The 19,617-nt window shown below is 35.7% G+C and carries 18 protein-coding genes and 2 pseudogenes; 5 read left to right on the top strand and 15 right to left on the bottom strand.

What is annotated here, in order from left to right; genetic code table 11:
• Positions 1 to 4 precede the first annotated feature (4 nt).
• The 3 genes from Q3V31_RS09450 to Q3V31_RS09440 all read right to left on the bottom strand — a co-directional run bounded on the left by Q3V31_RS09450 (position 5) and on the right by Q3V31_RS09440 (position 2,440).
• On the bottom strand, positions 5 to 538 hold the full coding sequence (locus Q3V31_RS09450; protein ID WP_000864747.1) for an RNA polymerase sigma factor: 534 nt from the start codon (positions 536 to 538) through the stop codon (positions 5 to 7).
• Positions 539 to 747: 209 nt separating this feature from the next.
• Entirely contained in the window at positions 748 to 1,554 is an 807-nt protein-coding gene (locus Q3V31_RS09445) for an ABC transporter permease subunit (RefSeq protein WP_090813927.1), read from the bottom strand.
• Positions 1,547 to 2,440 (bottom strand): ABC transporter ATP-binding protein, encoded by an 894-nt coding sequence (locus Q3V31_RS09440; protein WP_090813926.1) that lies wholly within the window; start codon positions 2,438 to 2,440, stop codon positions 1,547 to 1,549. Before Q3V31_RS09440 ends, Q3V31_RS09445 begins: the two co-directional genes overlap by 8 nt.
• A 164-nt stretch (positions 2,441 to 2,604) precedes the next feature.
• Between Q3V31_RS09440 and Q3V31_RS09435 the strand changes: the two genes are divergently transcribed.
• Positions 2,605 to 3,198: a TetR/AcrR family transcriptional regulator gene (locus Q3V31_RS09435; RefSeq protein WP_090813925.1), complete on the top strand. Its 594-nt coding sequence runs from the start codon at positions 2,605 to 2,607 to the stop codon at positions 3,196 to 3,198.
• 74 nt (positions 3,199 to 3,272) lie between these two features.
• Here the strand turns inward: Q3V31_RS09435 and Q3V31_RS30965 are convergent.
• From Q3V31_RS30965 to Q3V31_RS30960, 3 genes and pseudogenes are all read right to left on the bottom strand, one after another.
• Positions 3,273 to 3,371, bottom strand: a pseudogene (locus Q3V31_RS30965) (helix-turn-helix transcriptional regulator); the annotation flags it as partial.
• Between the two features lie 136 nt (positions 3,372 to 3,507).
• Positions 3,508 to 4,620 (bottom strand): RNA-guided endonuclease TnpB family protein, encoded by a 1,113-nt coding sequence (locus Q3V31_RS09430; RefSeq protein WP_090813924.1) that lies wholly within the window; start codon positions 4,618 to 4,620, stop codon positions 3,508 to 3,510.
• Between the two features lie 252 nt (positions 4,621 to 4,872).
• Positions 4,873 to 4,959 (bottom strand): annotated as a pseudogene (locus Q3V31_RS30960) (helix-turn-helix transcriptional regulator); the annotation flags it as partial.
• Positions 4,960 to 5,018: 59 nt separating this feature from the next.
• On the opposite strand from Q3V31_RS30960, the gene Q3V31_RS09425 reads away from it, so the two are divergent.
• Positions 5,019 to 5,462, top strand: a complete 444-nt coding sequence (locus Q3V31_RS09425; RefSeq protein WP_090813922.1) for a VOC family protein — start codon at positions 5,019 to 5,021, stop codon at positions 5,460 to 5,462.
• Positions 5,463 to 5,522: 60 nt separating this feature from the next.
• Here the strand turns inward: Q3V31_RS09425 and Q3V31_RS09420 are convergent, their stop codons facing one another.
• The 8 genes from Q3V31_RS09420 to Q3V31_RS09385 form a co-directional block, all read right to left on the bottom strand.
• A complete protein-coding gene (locus Q3V31_RS09420) occupies positions 5,523 to 6,554 on the bottom strand; it encodes an oxidoreductase (protein WP_071735545.1) in 1,032 nt (343 codons plus the stop codon).
• A gap of 270 nt (positions 6,555 to 6,824) precedes the next feature.
• Positions 6,825 to 9,248 carry a DNA topoisomerase IV subunit A gene (gene parC / locus Q3V31_RS09415; protein ID WP_001147481.1) on the bottom strand — a complete coding sequence of 808 codons (2,424 nt, stop codon included), beginning with the start codon at positions 9,246 to 9,248 and terminating at the stop codon, positions 6,825 to 6,827.
• A gap of 1 nt (position 9,249) precedes the next feature.
• Positions 9,250 to 11,214 carry a DNA topoisomerase IV subunit B gene (gene parE / locus Q3V31_RS09410; protein ID WP_001062211.1) on the bottom strand — a complete coding sequence of 655 codons (1,965 nt, stop codon included), beginning with the start codon at positions 11,212 to 11,214 and terminating at the stop codon, positions 9,250 to 9,252.
• Between the two features lie 371 nt (positions 11,215 to 11,585).
• A complete protein-coding gene (locus Q3V31_RS09405) occupies positions 11,586 to 11,999 on the bottom strand; it encodes a CoA-binding protein (protein WP_000151377.1) in 414 nt (137 codons plus the stop codon).
• A gap of 79 nt (positions 12,000 to 12,078) precedes the next feature.
• Positions 12,079 to 13,320: a S1C family serine protease gene (locus Q3V31_RS09400; protein ID WP_000542627.1), complete on the bottom strand. Its 1,242-nt coding sequence runs from the start codon at positions 13,318 to 13,320 to the stop codon at positions 12,079 to 12,081.
• A gap of 203 nt (positions 13,321 to 13,523) precedes the next feature.
• A complete protein-coding gene (locus Q3V31_RS09395) occupies positions 13,524 to 14,201 on the bottom strand; it encodes a response regulator transcription factor (protein ID WP_001044681.1) in 678 nt (225 codons plus the stop codon).
• Positions 14,202 to 14,219: 18 nt separating this feature from the next.
• Complete coding sequence (gene nrdG / locus Q3V31_RS09390) at positions 14,220 to 14,672, bottom strand: anaerobic ribonucleoside-triphosphate reductase activating protein (protein WP_000867055.1); 453 nt, start codon at positions 14,670 to 14,672, stop codon at positions 14,220 to 14,222.
• Positions 14,669 to 16,525: an anaerobic ribonucleoside triphosphate reductase gene (locus tag Q3V31_RS09385; protein ID WP_090813921.1), complete on the bottom strand. Its 1,857-nt coding sequence runs from the start codon at positions 16,523 to 16,525 to the stop codon at positions 14,669 to 14,671. The genes nrdG and Q3V31_RS09385 overlap by 4 nt, the downstream gene beginning before the upstream one ends.
• Before the next feature lie 225 nt (positions 16,526 to 16,750).
• On the opposite strand from Q3V31_RS09385, the gene plsY reads away from it, so the two are divergent.
• Entirely contained in the window at positions 16,751 to 17,347 is a 597-nt protein-coding gene (plsY, locus tag Q3V31_RS09380) for a glycerol-3-phosphate 1-O-acyltransferase PlsY (RefSeq protein ID WP_000237189.1), read from the top strand.
• A 108-nt stretch (positions 17,348 to 17,455) separates the two neighbouring features.
• A complete protein-coding gene (locus Q3V31_RS09375) occupies positions 17,456 to 17,746 on the top strand; it encodes a HesB/YadR/YfhF family protein (RefSeq protein ID WP_001054449.1) in 291 nt (96 codons plus the stop codon).
• A 26-nt stretch (positions 17,747 to 17,772) separates the two neighbouring features.
• On the opposite strand, the gene Q3V31_RS09370 is transcribed toward Q3V31_RS09375, so the two are convergent.
• A complete protein-coding gene (locus Q3V31_RS09370; RefSeq protein ID WP_000495819.1) occupies positions 17,773 to 18,192 on the bottom strand; it encodes an acyl-CoA thioesterase in 420 nt (139 codons plus the stop codon).
• A 109-nt stretch (positions 18,193 to 18,301) separates the two neighbouring features.
• Here Q3V31_RS09370 and Q3V31_RS09365 point away from each other — a divergent pair, with 109 nt between their 5' ends.
• Positions 18,302 to 19,594: a glycoside hydrolase family 18 protein gene (locus tag Q3V31_RS09365; protein ID WP_090813920.1), complete on the top strand. Its 1,293-nt coding sequence runs from the start codon at positions 18,302 to 18,304 to the stop codon at positions 19,592 to 19,594.
• Positions 19,595 to 19,617: the final 23 nt, after the last annotated feature.

Below are 19,617 nucleotides of genomic sequence, written 5' to 3'. Positions count from 1 at the left end.
CCTCCTACTCCATCTTTAATCGCTCTTCTAATTGTTCCCTTGCACGTGACAATCTTGATTTAACCGTGCCTTTTGGAATTTCTAAAAGCGTTGCAATACTTTCTTGATTCATATCTTCATAATAATAAAGTACAGTTACAGCTCTTAGTTCTTCCGTTAAGGACTGAATAGCATTACAAAGATCAATATCTTCATATCGATCAAACGCCACCATATTACTATCATGATCCTCAATTACAATTACTTTTTTATAAGAGCGAATTATATTGTTACACTCATTTATTAAAATTCTAATGAGCCAAGTTTGAAAAAACTCTTCCTTTTTCAGTTTTTTTATATTTTCATAAGCTTTTAAAATTGTTGCCTGCATTGCATCCTCTATATTCGTCTCATCACGTAACATCGCCTTCGCAATGCGATACATTTTTACTTTTTCTGTATGTATAAGTGTCATAAAAGCCTCATGATTACCCTTTTTTGCTAAAGAAACATCTGTTTCTTCTTTTACAATCATCTTATATAAAGGAATTACTTTCACAATTGGTCCTCCTGTTTCAGCCTCTCTATTAATTAAACTTTACACATATTAGACGGAGTATCCTAGAAAAAGGTTCAATTCTTTTTGAATATTTCTACAAGAAAAAATATAAACATTCCATTTTGACTATCCACTTAAATGTTTCTCTAAAAGATATCCCTTCGAATTTACAAACGAAAAAAGCCCACTAATTAAGTGGACTTTCTACTTTACAACGGCAAATCTCTCTTCCTAAACACTACAATTGCTAATATAAAAATGCATAGTGCCCCAACAGTTAAGCCTACACTTACCGGCCATATACTATATGTTCCTTCAGCAATTTCTTTCGGACGAAACAATGTAAACAAGGATATATTTCTCATCCATTCTAACTTATCACTTAATTTACCTACCATATCCAATACGAAAAATAAGATAGTTAAACTTGCTGAATAACTTAGTGCCTTTCTTTCGTCATTACATATACAAGAAAAGAAAAATGAATAAGCACTAACTACTAAAAATATTAGTCCTCCGACTACATTTATCTTCAGGAATAATTCTTTATTTAAGTTATTATCTTGTAGAAACCATTCTGCACCCAATATACCAGCTACATAAGTAACAATTACAATAATTAATAGTCCCAATATGAGAACGGTAGCTTGCGTAATTGCAATTTTCACCCTGGATACAGGTGTTGCTAATAAATATGCCATCGCTCCTTTATCTACATGACGAGCAATTAAATGCGTTGCAACCGTGACGCAAAAAATTGTTAAAATGATAATAAACAATAGGCTATAATATTCACCAGCTAAAAAATCCATTACATTTTGAATTGGACTCTCCATTCCAACAATTTTTTTTACACTATCAGGCATAGCGCTTATTAATTCATTTAACCCTTTCGCTGAAACCATCGATGGGAATATCCAAATTAATAACCATAAATAAAGAGCTGCACCAGTAGCATAACTCAAAATACTTTTTTGCGTTTCTTTCAAACTAGCTAAAAATAGTTGCTTATTCATGCTTTACCCCTTCTTTCTTATCGTAATAATGCATAAATAAATGTTCTAAATCCGTCGCTCTCGTTTGTAGTGCAGTTACATTATAGTTTGAAAGTATTTGTAAAACAGTTTGATAATTTCCTTGCACAATAATTGACGCCTCTCTACCTTTCACTCTTTCAAATTGCAAATCACATTGTCTAAGAGACTCAATTTCTTCTTGAGATGATACCGTTACATCTATTACTTGTCTTCGCATTCCTTGTAAATCATGAATATCTTCTACCGTTACTAAACGTCCATCTTTAATAATAGCTACTCTGTCACAAGTTCTCTCAATTTCAGTGAAAATATGCGACGACATAAGAATCGTTTTCCCTCTTTGCTTTTCCTCTAATATTAAATCTATAAACACTTGTTGCATAAGTGGATCGAGTCCTGATGTTGGTTCATCTAAAATTAGTACTTCTGGATCATGCATAAATGCAGCAACAATCCCTACTTTTTGTTTCATTCCTTTAGACATTTTTCGAATTGGTGTTTTCACATCGAATTGCAGACGCTCTATCAAGTCATCACGTCTCTTCGTTTCCTTTAACCCACGCATTCCTTGCATCAAATTTAAAAAATCTAATCCATTCATTCCTTCAATAAAAGAAATTTCTCCTGGCAAATAGCCAACTTCTCTTTGAATTTTCGCAGCATCTTCCCAACAATCTAACCCGAAAATTGTCGTTTTACCAGCCGTCGGTTTTATAAATCCCATTAAATTACGAATCGTTGTTGATTTTCCAGCTCCATTTGGTCCTAAATAGCCAAACACTTCTCCTTCTTTCACTTCAAATGTAATATCAAACAAGCCTTTCCCATTTGAAAACTGTTTTGTGACATTTTGAACTGAAATCATAAGTCCACCTCATTTTTTGAAATATTTAATGTATGATATTTCAAAATCATTGTACTCCTCACCTTTCATATTCGCAACAACTTTTTGAAATATTTATATGTCCATATTTCAAAAATATTGTTTTCAATTATTTTTTCTTGTATATTTTAAATGAGGTGATTACTTTGAACGGCTTTGAAAAAGTGAAAGAAAAGAAAAAACGTGCCATTAAAGATGCGGCCTTTAAATTATTTTCAGAACGTGGATTTAATGAAGTGAAAATAGAACATATTGCAAAAAAAGCAAACGTTTCTCAAGTTACAATTTATAATCATTTTGGAAGTAAAGATGCGTTATTTAGAGAGCTGATACAAGAATTTATAATATCTGAATTTCAATATTATAAAGATCTTGCAGAAGAAAACTTACCTTTTCATGATATGATGCAAAAAATGATTGTAAGAAAAATGAATACTGGCGGGTTATTTCAGCCTGATATGTTACTACAAATGATGCAAAGAGACGAAGAACTCAGAGAATTTATTTATAATTATCAAAACGAACAAATCTTGCCTTGGTATATAGAAATATTAGAACAAGCACAGAAAAAAAATGAAATTAACCCTCACCTTACTAAAGAAATGATGTTACTGTACATTCAAATGTTCACTAAGTTAGGTGATGATTTCGGAGCACAACTTCTTGAAGGAAATCGCGAAAAACATATACAAGATATCGTTACGATGTTCTTTTATGGACTTTCTGTTCCAGAAAAGTAATTTTTCTCAGGAATAAATAAAATCACAAAAAAGCCCTTTGGATATTTAAATCTCAAGGGCTTTTTCATGTCAAAAAAATGATTAAAATTACTATGATTGGTTACTTCAAAGGTAAGTGTTCGTTCCATGATTGAAATATTATTACGCACATTATCAGGTAATACATGTGTGAACTACCCACCACTTAGCATGTCTTACTAGCTTACTTGAAGTGGGGGCTTCTCGGTTTATCGCTACTTTTGATAGCTAACGAATTTGTCTTAGGACAGCCGAGCTAACTCCCTTGTTCCAAAGGTTATTTCTTACGATTTATATCAATGCTAATAACCGCATGGCTTCCTTCTTGATATTGATAGCTGCGTTATAGTCACGACTGATTGTGAGTCCACATGAACACGCATACGTGCGTTCACATAATGGCATTTCTTTTTTGTTTCCACAACGACTACACATCTTTGTAGAAGGAAACCATTTATCTATTTTTACAAGCTGTTTTCCTTGGTCTTGTAACTTATATGCTAAAAATGTCGTGAACATCCTCCAGCCGTTATCCGCTACACTCTTAGCAAAGCGAAGTGCTTGTGACATTCCTTGCATATGCAAGTCTTCTATTGCTACAACGTCAAAACTCGTAGCTAATTCTTTAGACTTGTGATGAAGGAAATTTTTACGTTGATTGGCGACTTTTTCATGTAACTTCGCTACACGAATGCGTTGTTTATTCCAACGCGCTGAATCTTTCACTCGTCTTGCTAATACTCGTTGTGCCTTTGCTAATCTGTCTAACATCTGACGATAAAAGCGAGGATAATTGGCTTTCTCATCTTCGCTACTCACGTACAATTCAGCCATTGCGAAGTCTAATCCAACTACACTTTCTACTTCTTTTTGAGCGATTTCTTTTTCATATTCGGTCAAAATAGACACGTAATACTTACCAGTTGGTGTCATCGAAATCGTACATGATTTGATGATATGATTTGGCGGGATCTCTCTATGTTGCTTCAATTTCACCATTTTCAATTTCGGTAATTTGATATAACCATGAAATAACATAATATTTCCGTTTACTCGATTCGTTGTATAAGATTTTCTACTTTTTCTATTTTTGAATGTAGGAAAATCACTTTGACCACTAAAAAAATTCTTATAGGCAGTTTGCAAGTTTAATTGAGCGTTAGCCAATGCTAAGGAATCGACTTCTTTCAACCATTCATACTCCACTTTGTATTTCGCAGGAGTAGGGAATTTTTGTTTCTTTAGTTCTTCCTTGTTCTCTTTGTATGTTTCGTATATTTCTTCTCGCTCAGCCAGCATTTTGTTATACACAAAGCGTACACACCCGAAAGTTTTACGAATAAGATGTGCTTGTTCTTCTATTGGATACAGACGAAATTTGTACGCCTTATTATGCTTTGTCATATCAATTCATCTCACTTTTCGCTTCATTTCCCATAAGCTATGACAGTGATCACACAACCTAAACAATAACATGACTATTATCTACGTTCATTGTTATACCAAACTTTACCTCTTATAAGACTGAGTATATCAGAAGCGAAATAAATAGGAAAATCAAATGTTTGGCTGCGCCAAACCGAAATTCCTCTCCCACCTACCGCTAGACTATCGTCTTTCACACGCCCCAGGAAGGAGACTTCTTTCGGATAATGCGTTAAAATATCTTTTATTATTTAAGAAAATAAGCATATCATTTATTCGTTCAGTTTTTTTCATATTTCCCTCCCGAAAAGGTGTCATGTATTGAAACCTTTTTAGTCTATATTATAATTATTAACTAATAAAGGAGTTTTATATTTATGACATTAGAAATAGCTATTTTTCTTTCAATGAATGGGCAAGCAAAGGCGGCAATTAATTTTTATACACGTAATTTAGACGCCAAGAAGTTAATGATTGTTACGTACGAAGAACTGGCGAAAAGAGATCATTCTTTTAAAATTACAAGTGAAAATAAAGATCATATTGCCCACTCTGTTTTACAAATTGGGACTACAAAACTAATGATAGCAGAAGATACAATGAATCCTACTGAACGTTATAACGTTGGAAATAACATGTCACTTTGCATTCAAAGTGCTAATTTAGAAGAAATACAAAGATTTTATAATAATTTAATTTCCGATAAGCATGTGAAAATAATCTCTCCACTAGAAAAAAATATATTTAGTGAAGCATATGGTATTATTGAAGATCCTTACGGCATACAAATCCAATTAATGTATGACAAACGACTAAACTAAATACTTAGTCACATTCGCATATTCCTGTAAAATAAAAAAGACACGAAATTCGTGTCTTTTTTATTTTACAGGAATAACTCTACCCGTTTCACTACTTTCAATAGCCAATTGAATCACTTTAATAACCTCTAAACCTTCTTCTGCTGTTACAGGTGGTTTCTCACCATTTACAATACTATCTCTTACACCCTTATAATACATTTCGTAACAGCCAACTTCTGTCGGAATACGCACTAACTCTTCTTCTGTTTCTAAAGTAGCAAAATTCTCTTCAGAGTCTGCTCCATAACCATTATCTCCTGGCTTCATTCCAGTCTTTAATTGTTCTTCCTGTGAATCCATACCATACTTCACGATAGAACCTTTATCTCCATGCAGTGTAAAATGTGGACCTGCTTGCTTTACGTAACTGCTACTATGTAAAATGACACGCTTTACTCCGTAGTGAAGTACAACATGGAAGTAGTCATCAATTTCTGCACCTGGTCGTTGCTTTATTACATCAGCATGTATCGCATCTGGTTTCCCAAATAATGAAAATGCTTGATCAATTAAATGTGAGCCTAAATCATATAAAATTCCTGATCCTGGTAAATTCTTTTCTCTCCAGCGATCACGTACATGTGGGCGGAAACGATCGAAATGCGCTTCATATGCGTATACATTCCCTATTCTTTTTTCTTCTAACAATTTCTTTATCGTTAAGAAATCATTATCAAAACGGCGATTGTGATACACACTTAAAACGACATTATGTTGCTTCGCTAATGAAATAAGTTCTTCTCCTTCTTCAATTGAAACAACGAATGGTTTTTCCACAACAACATGCTTACCATGTACAATCGCTTCTTTTACATATGGAAAATGCGTTGTATTCGGTGAAGTAATAACTACTAAGTCAATATCAGCACGATTTACTAATTCCTCAATTGTGTCAACAACTTCAGTATTTGGTAATGCTTGTTTCACTACTTCTTCTTTTGATGATAAAATAGCACGAATATCATATTCTTCTATCGTTTGTAATAACGGGATGTGAAATGTTGTACTAGAAAATCCAAATCCTACAATCCCTACACCTATTTTTTTCATGTTGCCCCTCCATTTGTCCCGCTTTAACGGGCAGTAAGATTCCTACCTCAAAATTCAGCGAAAGCAAAGAAATTAGGTGAGGAATCAACTGCTCGTAAAAGCCCGATTAGTTCAACTAATAATCAGTGGGGATAAAGAAAATCCCCACTGATTAAAGTTCCACTTTATGAGAACGATTTCATTTCATTATTATAACAAGATTATTTTTATATACATAATGATTTGCTTATAAAAAAGCATCTTGCTATGAATGATAGCAAGATGCTTCCTTTACTCCGTTCTTTTCTTCGTCCACGTTTCTACAACTTCACCAGTATCATTAACATCTAATACTAAACTACCGTTACTATACCGGTCTTTATTTCGATACGCTTTCGGATCAATTTCTTCTACAATGTGTTTCTCTGTCTTCATGTAAATTAGTTCATCGTCTCGCACAATTTCAATACCGACAATGCGGTACGGATTACGCTTTAACTCTTTGAAAATAACAAGACCTCGCTTCGCCCTCGTTGATTTCTCAATTTCTGATGCTTTTAGACGTTTTACAGCACCTCGCTGCGTCACGAGAATAAGTTGATCTTTTTCACCATTTAACGGTTTACCAGAAGCGACATAATCATCTTCTTTTAAATTAATTGCTTTTACACCAGCGGCCCTTACACCAACTGGACTTACTTCATCTTCATGGAAAATAAGTGCATATGCACCATGAGTTGCAAGAACAATATCACTCGTTCCATCTGTCGCAAATATATCAACAACTTCATCTTCTTTTTTCAAGTTTACAGCGACGAACGCTCTTGAATAACGTTGCACTTTATATTGGTTTAATTCGGTTTTCTTAATCATACCGTTTCGTGTAACAAATACGATAAATCGTTTTTCTTCTTCAAAATTCGGTACGACTGTTGCCCAAATTAACGTTTCATCTCGCTCGAGTGTAACAAGATTCGCAACGTGTTGACCTAAATCTTTCCAACGAATTTCTGGCATTTCATATACAGGAAGATAAATATAATTTCCTTTGTTCGTAAATAAAAGAATGGTTTCTGTCGTGTTTGTATCGAAACGCTCTAGTAAGATGTCACCCTCTTTCATACCGAAGTCTTTCCCGTTCGATGCATTATGCGAACGCCAACCTGTTCGTTTCACATATCCTTCTTTCGTTACAGTAACGATGACATCTTCTTGCGGAATCATAACTTCCACATCAATTTTAATTTCTTCAATTTCCTCTTCAATTATCGCACGGCGATCATCACTATATGTTTTCTTTACTCTCTTCAAATCTGTTTTAATAACTTGAAGAAGCCTTTTTTCACTTTGTAGAATCGACTGTAACTCTATAATTTTCTTACTAAGTTCAGCTGCTTCTTGCTCTAGCGCTGTAATATCTGTATTCGTTAAACGATATAGTTGCAACGAAACAATTGCTTCTGACTGCGCCTCTGTAAATCCAAATTTCGCACTTAAATTATCTTTCGCATTACGCTTATCTTTAGACCCACGAATTGTTTCAATCACTTCATCTAAAATTGATAATGCTTTCTTTAAACCTTCTACAATATGCTGACGATTTTCTGCTTTTCGTAATTCATATTGTGAACGTCTCGTAACAACTTCTTTTTGGTGTCCAATATATGCATCCAAAATTTTAGGTAATGTCATAAGTGTTGGACGACGATGATTTATCGCTACCATATTAAAATTATATGGAATTTGTAAATCTGTATTTTTATATAAATAATTTAAAATGCCTTCAGCATTTACTTCTTTTTTTAATTCTACAACGATGCGAAGACCTGTACGATCTGTCTCATCACGCACTTCAGCAATTCCATCTAGCTTTTTATCTAGACGTAATTCATCCATTTTCTTAACAAGGTTTGCTTTATTTACTTCATACGGAATTTCTGTAATAACGATTTGTTGCTTCCCACCACGAATCGTTTCAACTTCTGCTTTTCCGCGAATAATAATTTTACCCTTCCCTGTTTCGTACGCTTTTTTAATACCATCAATCCCTTGAATAATACCACCTGTTGGGAAATCTGGCCCTTTAATGACTGTTAATAAATCATCAACAGTACTATTCGGCTTATCAATACGCATCATCGTCGCATCAATTACTTCTCCAAGGTGATGCGGAGGAATTTCTGTTGCATAACCCGCTGAAATCCCTGTCGATCCGTTCACTAATAAGTTCGGGAACATTGCCGGTAATACGACTGGTTCTTCACTCGTATCATCGAAGTTTGACACAAATTCTACTGTTTCTTTATCAAGATCACGTAATAACTCAGATGCGATTGGTGATAAACGCGCTTCTGTATAACGCATTGCCGCTGCTGGATCGCCATCAACACTACCATTATTACCATGCATTTCAACTAAAACATTACGTACTTTCCAAGTTTGACTTAAACGTACCATCGCCTCATATACAGAGGAATCTCCGTGTGGATGGTAGTTACCAATAACATTACCTACTGTTTTAGCTGATTTACGAAACGCTTTATCATGTACATTTCCTTCTACATACATAGAATATAAAATACGTCTTTGTACCGGTTTTAAACCGTCACGCGCATCTGGAAGCGCACGGTCTTGAATAATATATTTACTATAACGTGCAAAGCGGTCACCTAACACGTCTTCAAGCGGGAGGTCATGAAACTTCTCTGCCTGCATGTTATTCCACCTCCGTCTCCATAATCATTTCATTTTCTAAAATATTTCCCTCTTCTTGCATACCAAATTGTACATTTCGTTCGATCCATTTACGGCGAGGTTCTACTTTATCACCCATCAATGTCGTAACTCGACGCTCAGCTCTTGATGCATCGTCAATTTTCACACGAATTAACGTACGTGTTTCAGGATTCATCGTTGTCTCCCATAATTGATCGGCATTCATTTCGCCAAGTCCTTTATAGCGCTGCAACATATAGCCTTTACCGACCTTTTTTGTTACACCATCTAACTCTTCATCAGACCATGCATATTCAATTACTTCACTTTTCCCTTTTCCTTTACTTACTTTATATAAAGGTGGAAGTGCGATAAATACTTTACCAGCTTCAATAAGTGGTTTCATATAACGGTAGAAGAACGTCAGTAGTAACACTTGAATATGTGCTCCGTCCGTATCTGCATCGGTCATAATAACAACTTTATCGTAGTTAATATCTTCAACAGCGAACTCATTCCCTACGCCACCGCCAATTGCGTATATAATCGTATTAATCTCTTCATTCTTAAAAATATCAGCAAGCTTTGCTTTTTCCGTGTTAATTACTTTACCACGTAATGGCAATACAGCTTGAAAACGGCGATCTCGCCCTTGTTTCGCAGAACCACCGGCAGAGTCACCCTCTACTAAATATAATTCATTTTTCTGCGGATTACGTGATTGCGCAGGGGTTAACTTCCCGCTTAAAGTACCTTCTGATTTTTTCTTCTTCTTACCAGTACGCGCTTCTTCTCTCGCTTTACGAGCAGCCTCACGTGCCTGCGCTGCTTTAACTGCCTTTCTCACAAGAAGTGTAGCAACATCCGGGTTTTCTTCTAAAAAGTAAGCTAAATGCTCAGATACAATTGCATCAATTGAAGAACGAGCTTCACTTGTACCTAGTTTCCCTTTCGTTTGCCCTTCAAACTGAAGTACTTCTTCTGGTACACGTACAGAAACGATAGCCGCTACACCTTCACGAATATCTGTACCTTCTAAGTTTTTATCTTTTTCTTTTAATAACGATACTTTACGAGCATACTCATTGAACACACGCGTCATTGCTGTTTTAAATCCAGCTTCGTGTGTTCCCCCATCTTTTGTACGTACATTATTTACAAACGAAAGAATGTTTTCTGAATAGCCATCGTTAAACTGGAATGCTAACTCTGCTTCAATTCCGTTTTGTTCACCAGTGAAGTATACAACTGGATGAATCGAATCTTTCTCTTCGTTTAAGTATGAAACGAAAGCTTCAATTCCTGTTTCATAATGAAATACATCCTCTAAATCATTACGTTCATCTTTTATCGAGATTTTCATTCCTTTTAATAAGAATGCAGATTCACGTAATCTCTCACATAATGTTTCATAATTGTAATTTGTTGTACTGAAAATAGTTGTATCTGGTTTAAAATGCATTGTTGTACCAGACTCTTTTGTCTTCCCGATTTTCTCTAACGTCGTTGCAGGAATACCACCATTTTCAAAGCGTTGTTCATAAATGCTTCCATCACGTTTAATCGTTACTACTAACCATTCTGACAAGGCATTTACAACTGATGCCCCAACACCGTGTAAACCACCACTTGTTTTATAGCCACCTTGACCAAACTTACCACCAGCATGAAGTACAGTTAAAATAACTTCAGGTGTTGGTTTCCCAAGTTTATGCATTCCCGTAGGCATTCCTCGCCCTTTATCAATAACACTAATACTATTATCTTTATGTATTACGACAGAAATTTCGTCGCCAAATCCCGCTAACGCTTCGTCAACGGAGTTATCTACTATTTCATATACTAAATGATGCAATCCACGGCTATCCGTACTCCCGATATACATACCCGGGCGTTTTCGAACGGCTTCAAGTCCTTCTAGCACTTGAATTGCATCTTCATTATATTGGAACTGATGCTTCGCCAAACTCCTTGCCCCTTTCCTAATCAAATCAGAACATATGTTTCTATTATAGAATAACGCCTCGACTATAGTTTTGGCAAGTTATCTTATCTATTTTATATACCATTTTCAATAGAAAAATCCTTGTTTTTTCACAAGGATTCCTCTAGGCTACTATTTCAGAAAAATAATCGTTTGTCAACGAGAAATGGATATGTATTCCAAGATTATACATTCCAAACCTTTATCATGATCCAAATGATCAATATCCAAAACGGGATAACAAGTAACAATCCCCAAAAACAGCCTTTAAAAAATCTCATGATGAACACCTCGTTCATCTACCCCATCATATATAAGGGGCGGAATTAACATTTCCGTTACCAAAACATAAACTACTTTGTCATCGCATGCTCTACTTTAATACAACGATCCATTATTACAGTATAGCCTTTTTCTTGTAAAAGTTTATATGTATCTTCATCTTGTACTCCTAATTGTGCCCAAAAAACATCTGCATCAATCTCTACAAACTCTTTCGCAACATCCATTAAAAATTCTGAGCGGCGGAATACATTTACAATGTCAACATGTTCCTTAATATCCTTTAGTGAAGAAACTGCTTTTTCTCCAAGCACCTCATCTACTGTTGGGTTTACCGGTATAATACGGTACCCTGCATCTTGCATTGCTTTTGAAACCATATACGATGTACGTTCTGCTTTATCCGATAATCCAACAACCGCAATCGTTTTGCTTTTCTTTAATACTTCACCAATTTCCGTACGAGTTGGGTTTTCAATTGTCATAATTTATCCCTCCTATTCCTTTAGTATAGCCGATAAAGAAAGTCTCTTTCAACATGAAAGAGACTTTCTTTTATTCCGATTATTGATTCTTTGTAGCTGAATTATCTGCTAGTGTAGCTGTTTTCGTCATTTTTTGACCGTTGCGATAGAACGTAACTTCTACTTTCTCGCCTACTTTTTTCTTTTCATATAAATATTTACGGAATTGAAGTGAATTTTCTACTTTTTGATCATCTAATGATACTACAATATCATATTGCTCTAAACCAGCTTTTTCTGCTGGTGATACTGGATAAATTTTACCTAACACAACGCCATTTGTTACTTCTTTTGGTACTTTTAATTGGTTTAATGCATAAGCTTGCACATCTTCTAATGAAACTACACCTACACCAAGAGCTGGTCGTTTCACTACTCCGTCTTTTTCAAGCGATTCAATAACTGGTTTTGCGACATTAATTGGAATTGCAAAACCAATCCCCTCAACTTCTTGCTGCGCAATTTTACTTGAGTTAATTCCAATTAATTCACCGTTTTGGTTAAATAATGCACCGCCACTATTACCAGGGTTAATCGCTGCATCTGTTTGAATAACTTGTGCTTGCCAATCTGGACGTTTGTCCCCATCAATATCTACTGGAATTTCACGTTCTTTACTACTGATAATACCTTCCGTTACACTACCGTCAAATCCAAGTGGGTTACCGATTGCAATTGCTTTTTCTCCAGCACGAAGTTTACTAGAATCACCTAAAGTTGCAACTTTATTAACAGCAGATCCATCAATCTCTACAACTGCTAAGTCTAACCAAGGGTCCTTACCAACTAACTTTGCATCAACTTGCTTTCCGTCGCTCAATTTAACAGCAAGTTTATTTGCACCATCTACAACGTGGTTATTTGTTACAATATATGCTTTATTTCCTGATTTTTTATAAATAACACCTGATCCTGTGCCAGCTGTTTGCTCTTGTTCTGCCGGTTGCATTGCAAACGGATCAATAGTCTTCTGCATATTAATTACACCAACTACAACATCCTTTGCCCCTTCAACCATACCTGGCAAATCAGTTTCGCCCTTCGCTTTATTAACAACAGGAGCTAGCGTACCTTCCACTTGTTGATTAGAATTGAATGATGAAACTGCCGCGCCATTATTTTGCATCCATGGCATGTAAGGTGCTGCAAAACTAATTGTAACAGCCCCGACTACAGCTCCAACTAAACCTGTAAAAAAGTATCCTTTTTTACTACCTGATTTTTTCATTTCTCTCGTTTCACTATGCTCTTCATTTAAATTCGGTCCGTCGTAATATCCCATGTTTTATTTCCCCTCTCTGGTGAACTCGTACTTTCAGTATAGTCACTTTTTGTGTCCTTCTTGTGAACTCATCGTGAAATCCAATTTAAAAAATACTCCTATCTATCATTGTAGACAAGAAAAGTATTTTTTGTACATTCCACCTACAAAGGAGAGTATAAATTTGCTATATCCCGAAGCTAAAGTGCATAGTAACTTAAAGGTTATTCTTCAAACTTATAACCAACTCGAATAACAGTACCGATATGCTTCGCTTTATCTCCTAGTTTATTTCGTAGTTTTTTAATATGAGTATCCACCGTTCGGTCATCACCGTAGTAATCATATCCCCATAACTGATCTAATAAATGTTGACGTGACAACACAATTCCTTTGTTCTCCATTAAATAAACAAGAAGTTCAAATTCCTTATGTGTCAATATAATTTCTTCTCCATCGACTAAAACGGTTCTAGATAGTCGATTCACTTCTATTCCAGCTAAAGACATAGCATTTTCTTCAGTTACACCTACCGCACCATCCGCACGTTTCAATAATGTCTTTGCTCGAGCTACTAACACTTTTGGACTAAAAGGTTTTGTTACATACTCATCTGCACCTAATTCGAACCCTAGTAATGTATCATCCTCATCTGAACGTGCTGTTAGCATAATAATTGGTACTGCTGATTCTTTTCTAATTCGTCTACAAACAGACCATCCATCTATTTCTGGTAACATAATATCTAACATAATTAAATCAATTTCATGCTCTGCAAATAATTCTAACGCTTTTTTTCCGTCTTCTGCTTCGATTACTTCAAAGCCTTCATTACGAAAATAATCGCTAACGATTTCACGTAATCTTCTTTCATCTTCAACAAGTAATACTGTTTTATTCATATAATCTATCCCGCCTTTTTACTCTTTCAATCGAATAATACGTTGATTGGAGCTTCCGCGAAATGGAAGTGTTAAATCTTTTTTCTCGATTTCAAATCTTCCATCGACTAAAACATCCCCATAATGTAACAACTCTATCATATCATTATTTTGAGAACTCTGTATCTCTTCTAACGTATAACCTGTATACATCCATAGACTTTTTTTCAAATCTTTCACAGCTTTTGCTACTTTTTTCACTTCAGCAGCTTGGAAGAATGGATCTCCACCTGAAAATGTTACATCAGTTAATGGATTACTTGCAATCTCTTTCACAATTTCTTCTACTGTCATTTCAGTTCCGTTGCAAACATTCCAAGATGCCGGATTATGACACCCAAAACAACGATGCGGACAGCCCGCAAAAAACACGACTGTCCGCAATCCTTCTCCATCTACTACACTATCATGAATGATGTTCATAACTTTCATTTATGCTTCACCCGATCCATCTCTTCACTACGTTTCGCACTATTCCATTTCGACATATCTCCTACAAGATAGCCCGTTATACGGCGAATTCTTTCTATATTAGCCTCATCTTCATTTCCACAGCTTGGACATTCATTCTCAATAACTCCGTGATAACTACAGCACTTACAACGATCAACTGGATGATTAATTGAACCGTATCCAACGCCATTCTCTGCCATCGCTTGCACAATTTGCTTTAATGCCTTTTTGTTATGCATAGCTGCTCCGTCTAGTTCAATATACGTAATATGTCCCCCGTTACATAGGGCATGGAAAGGTCCTTCTAAACGAATTTTATTTATCGCTTGAATGTTATAGTAAACTGGGATATGGAATGAATTCGTATAATAATTATGGTTCGTTATACCGCTAATCACACCAAATTTCTCCCTATCTTTTTTCACAAACTTCCCTGATAAGCCTTCGGCAGGAGTTGCAATTACTGAGAAATTCAGTTCATGTTCTTCTGTCGCTTTATCCATTCTATCTCTCATAAAGGAAATGATTTCATACCCGAGTTTCCATGATTCTGCATCTTCTCCATGATGCTTTCCTGTTAAAGCTACTAAACATTCCGCAAGACCGATAAAACCAAGACTTAACGTCCCTTGTTTTAAAATGGATGCTACAGAATCTTCAGGCTGTAACTTTTCTCCACCGCGCCATACACCTTGTGAATATAAAAATCGAAAATCTCTCGCTCGCTTCGTACATTGATACTCAAATCTCTCTAATAATTGCGTAATTCCTAAATCTAAATAATAATTTAACGCTTCAAAGAACGCTTCTTTTGAACCACTAATTAACGCTAATTTTACTAAGTTTATAGACGTAAATGATAAATTCCCTCTTCCAATCGCTGTTTCTTCTCCATGTATGTTAGACATAACACGGGTACGGCATCCCATGTAACATACTTCACTTTCCGGTCTTCCATCATAATGCACTGCATTAAATGGCGCATCTAAAAATGAAAAGTTAGGGAATAATCGTTCAGCCGTTGTCTCTAACGCTAATTCAAATAAATCATAGTTCGGATCACACTCTTCAAAGTTCACACCTTTTTTCATTTTGAAAATTTGAATAGGAAAAATCGGTGTTTCCCCTTTACCAAGACCAGCCTGTGTCGCTTTTAAAAGCTGTCTAACTAATAACCGTCCCTCTTTTGATGTGTCTGTTCCATAATTTATAGAAATAAACGGTACTTGTCCCCCGCCCCTACTGTGCATACTATTTGAATTATGAATGAAAGCTTCACACGCCTGATACGTATCATTTTCTGTTTCTTTCCATGCAAATTCTTCTATTTGTTCTTTCGTAAGCGGATATGACTGTAATCGTTTCTTATGTCTCGCTACTGTTTTTCTCACATATGGAGCTAAATCAATATCAAAGAGTGCAAACGATTGACCACCATGCTGCATGTTTTGATTTGCTTGAAAAATAATTGAAGAAAGCGCCAACGCACTTTTAATGTCTTGCGGTTGTCTCATATGTCCATGTCCAGTATGAAAACCGGTAGCAAGCATTTGTGCTAAAGGAATTTGCGAACAAGTCGTCGTTCCTGTTGCATAAAAATCCAAATCATGTGGATATAATATATTTTGATCTATCGCTTTTTTCACTTGATCTGATAGTAAATTTGCTACAGCATAATACTTTGCGCTTTCAGATGCGAACGTTCCCATCACTCCCATTGGAGATCGGCCATCTACATTTGCATTTTCCTGCATTAAATCTTGTTCATTACCGTGTATAATTGTCTCAAATACTTTCATTAATTCTTCTCCACGTACATTTTGTTTCAACATTCATAACCCCCCACCAACATGTTGTTGTCTTTTGATTAAAATCATACAACATATAGTTCTAGTGTATTTGTGAAAAATGTAACATTCCTGTGAAATTTTTTTAAAAAATTAATGACTTTTTCATTTGTAAAAAAGAAATGTGCTCTTTACAAATGTATGGTACAATATACGGGAAAAACTCTTTTTACCCTTTATCAACACATTTGTATAAAGGAGACTGAACTCATGGTTATTACATATCTTTTATTTATCGTTGCCTACTTACTTGGCTCGATTCCGTTTGCATTAGTCGTTGGAAAAATCGGCTATGGAATTGACATTCGTGAGCATGGAAGCGGTAATTTAGGCGGAACAAATACATTCCGTACACTAGGGAAAAAAGCAGGTTTCATCGTTACAATTGCTGACATTTTAAAAGGTACATTAGCAACAAGTCTACCGATTATTTTCGGATTAGATGTTCACCCACTATGGTTTGGATTAGCAGCTGTTCTTGGACATGTATATCCAATCTTTGCGAAATTCCGCGGGGGGAAAGCAGTTGCAACTTCTGCTGGGGTGCTATTATGCTATTCACCAGTTGTTTTTGCAATATTAGCTGTTGTCTTTTTCAGCCTTTTATTTACAACAAGATACGTATCACTTTCTTCTATGGTAACAGCTGTCGTTGCTGTTATCGCATCCATTGTTAGCGGGGATAAAATCTTCATTATTGCGATGTGTTTATTAGCAGGTATGGTTATTTATAAACACCGTGCAAATATCGGACGAATTATAAATAAAACTGAACCGAAAGCAAACTTTTCAAAAAAGCAAAAATAAGATCGTAACCCACATAACGCAAAAAGAAAACGTGAAGCATATTAATAGCGTCTTTTTGCGTTATTTTTTATACTAAAGAAAAAGCAACATAATTTGGAGGAACTGTACATGAATCTTTCCGTAACAAAAGAAGCAGCACAATGGTATAAAAACGAATTAAACTTACAATCGGGTGAAACACTACGCCTTTTCGTACAATACGGCGGTTGCAGTACTGTGCAAAAAGGACTTTCTTTAGGTATTCGTAAAGATGACCCTGCGCACCCTGCTGTTCAAACTCAAGAAGAAGGTATTAACTTCTTTATTGAAGGCGATGATGAGTGGTTCTTCGATGGACATAATTTATCTGTTACATTTAACGACGGTGATGATTTCCCTCAATTTAATTATGAAAAATAAAAAAGCGTGGCTTCTGCCACGCTTTTTTATTTCTTTTTAATTTCCTCATATTTCGCATACCACTCAGGATATAATTTTTTAAATGATACAGGGCGGAACCCTTCTTTTTTCGCACAAATATTCGTTGTACTTGCAGTAATGCAAAGCTCACCATCACCGTTATATATTTCATAACCATATACAACACGAAGTGGACTCACAGTATCAATCCATGTTTTCACAATTGCTTTTTCTCCGTAACGCATTGCTTTACGATATGAAATTTGCAAGTCTAATACAGGAGAAATAATTCCCTCTTTCTCCATTTCAACATATGAAAATCCTAATTCTTGTATAAGTTTAGTGCGCCCAAGTTCCAGCCACACTAAATAGTTTGAATGGTAAACAACACCCATCTGGTCTGTTTCCGCATAGCGGATTTCAACTTCATGTTCTGCTACAAACATTTCTATTCGCCTTCTTTCACTTCTGCTACCTTGCATACATTTAATCATAATACAGTGGAATCAAAAATAAAATAAAAACAGTGAATCTTTTACCGAAAGGGGCAAGCACATGATCCAAATTGTAACTGTTCGTAGCGGTGATAGTGTTTATGGTTTAGCATCAAAGTATGGATCTACACCTGAAGAAATTGTAAAAGACAATGGACTAAATCCAGCTGAAACACTCGTTGTTGGTCAGGCACTTATCGTTAATACAAAAGGGAATAATTATTATGTACAGCCTGGTGACAGCTTATATCGAATTTCTCAAACGTATAACGTTCCTCTCGCTAGCTTAGCTAAAGTTAATAATCTTTCATTAAAATCTATTCTCCATGTCGGACAACAATTATATATACCAAAAGGCACAAAAAGAGCAGTAGAATCCATCGCTTATTTACAGCCTTCAACAATACCTATAAAAGAAAGTTTAGTAAGTGCTACACGTGCTATTAATCCATTTTTAACATATTTAGCCTACTTCAGCTTTGAAGCAAAAAGAGACGGCACTTTAAAAGAACCAACGGAAACAGCGAAAATCGCTAATATTGCAACACAAGGTAAAACTATCCCTATGCTCGTTATTACAAATATTGAAAATGGAAATTTCAGTGCCGATCTAACCTCGGTTATTTTACGCGATGCAACAATTCAAAACAAGTTTATTACTAACATTTTGCAAACAGCTGAAAAATATGGCATGCGAGACATTCATTTCGATTTCGAGAGTCTGGCACCTGAAGATCGCGAAGCGTATAATCGTTTTTTACGAAATGTGAAAACACGTTTACCTAGCGGGTACACATTAAGTACAACGCTTGTACCGAAAACAAGTTCCAATCAAAAAGGGAAATTTTTTGAGGCTCACGATTATAAAGCACAAGGACAAATTGTTGATTTCGTCGTCATTATGACATACGACTGGGGTTGGCAAGGCGGGCCACCGATGGCGATTTCTCCTATTGGTCCTGTGAAAGAAGTACTTCAATATGCAAAATCTCAAATGCCACCACAAAAAATTATGATGGGGCAAAATTTATATGGTTTCGATTGGAAACTTCCGTTCAAACAAGGAAATCCACCCGCAAAAGCAATCAGCTCTGTTGCAGCCGTTGCACTAGCTCGTAAATACAATGTTCCTATCCGCTATGATTTCACGGCTCAAGCTCCTCATTTCAATTACTTTGACGAAAACGGCGTACAACACGAAGTTTGGTTTGAAGATTCACGGTCCGTTCAAAGTAAATTTAATTTAATGAAGGAACAAGGTATAGGCGGCATTAGCTATTGGAAGATTGGTCTACCATTCCCACAAAATTGGCGTTTACTCGTTGAAAACTTCACAATCACGAAAAAGGGCTGACATAAGTCAGCCCTTTTTTTTCA

Origin of the sequence: Bacillus nitratireducens (genome assembly GCF_036320425.1) — a bacterium.
Lineage (GTDB): Bacteria > Bacillota > Bacilli > Bacillales > Bacillaceae_G > Bacillus_A > Bacillus_A nitratireducens.
Note: the sequence above shows the minus strand (reverse complement) of the source record. Positions and strands in the feature narration are given on the sequence as shown.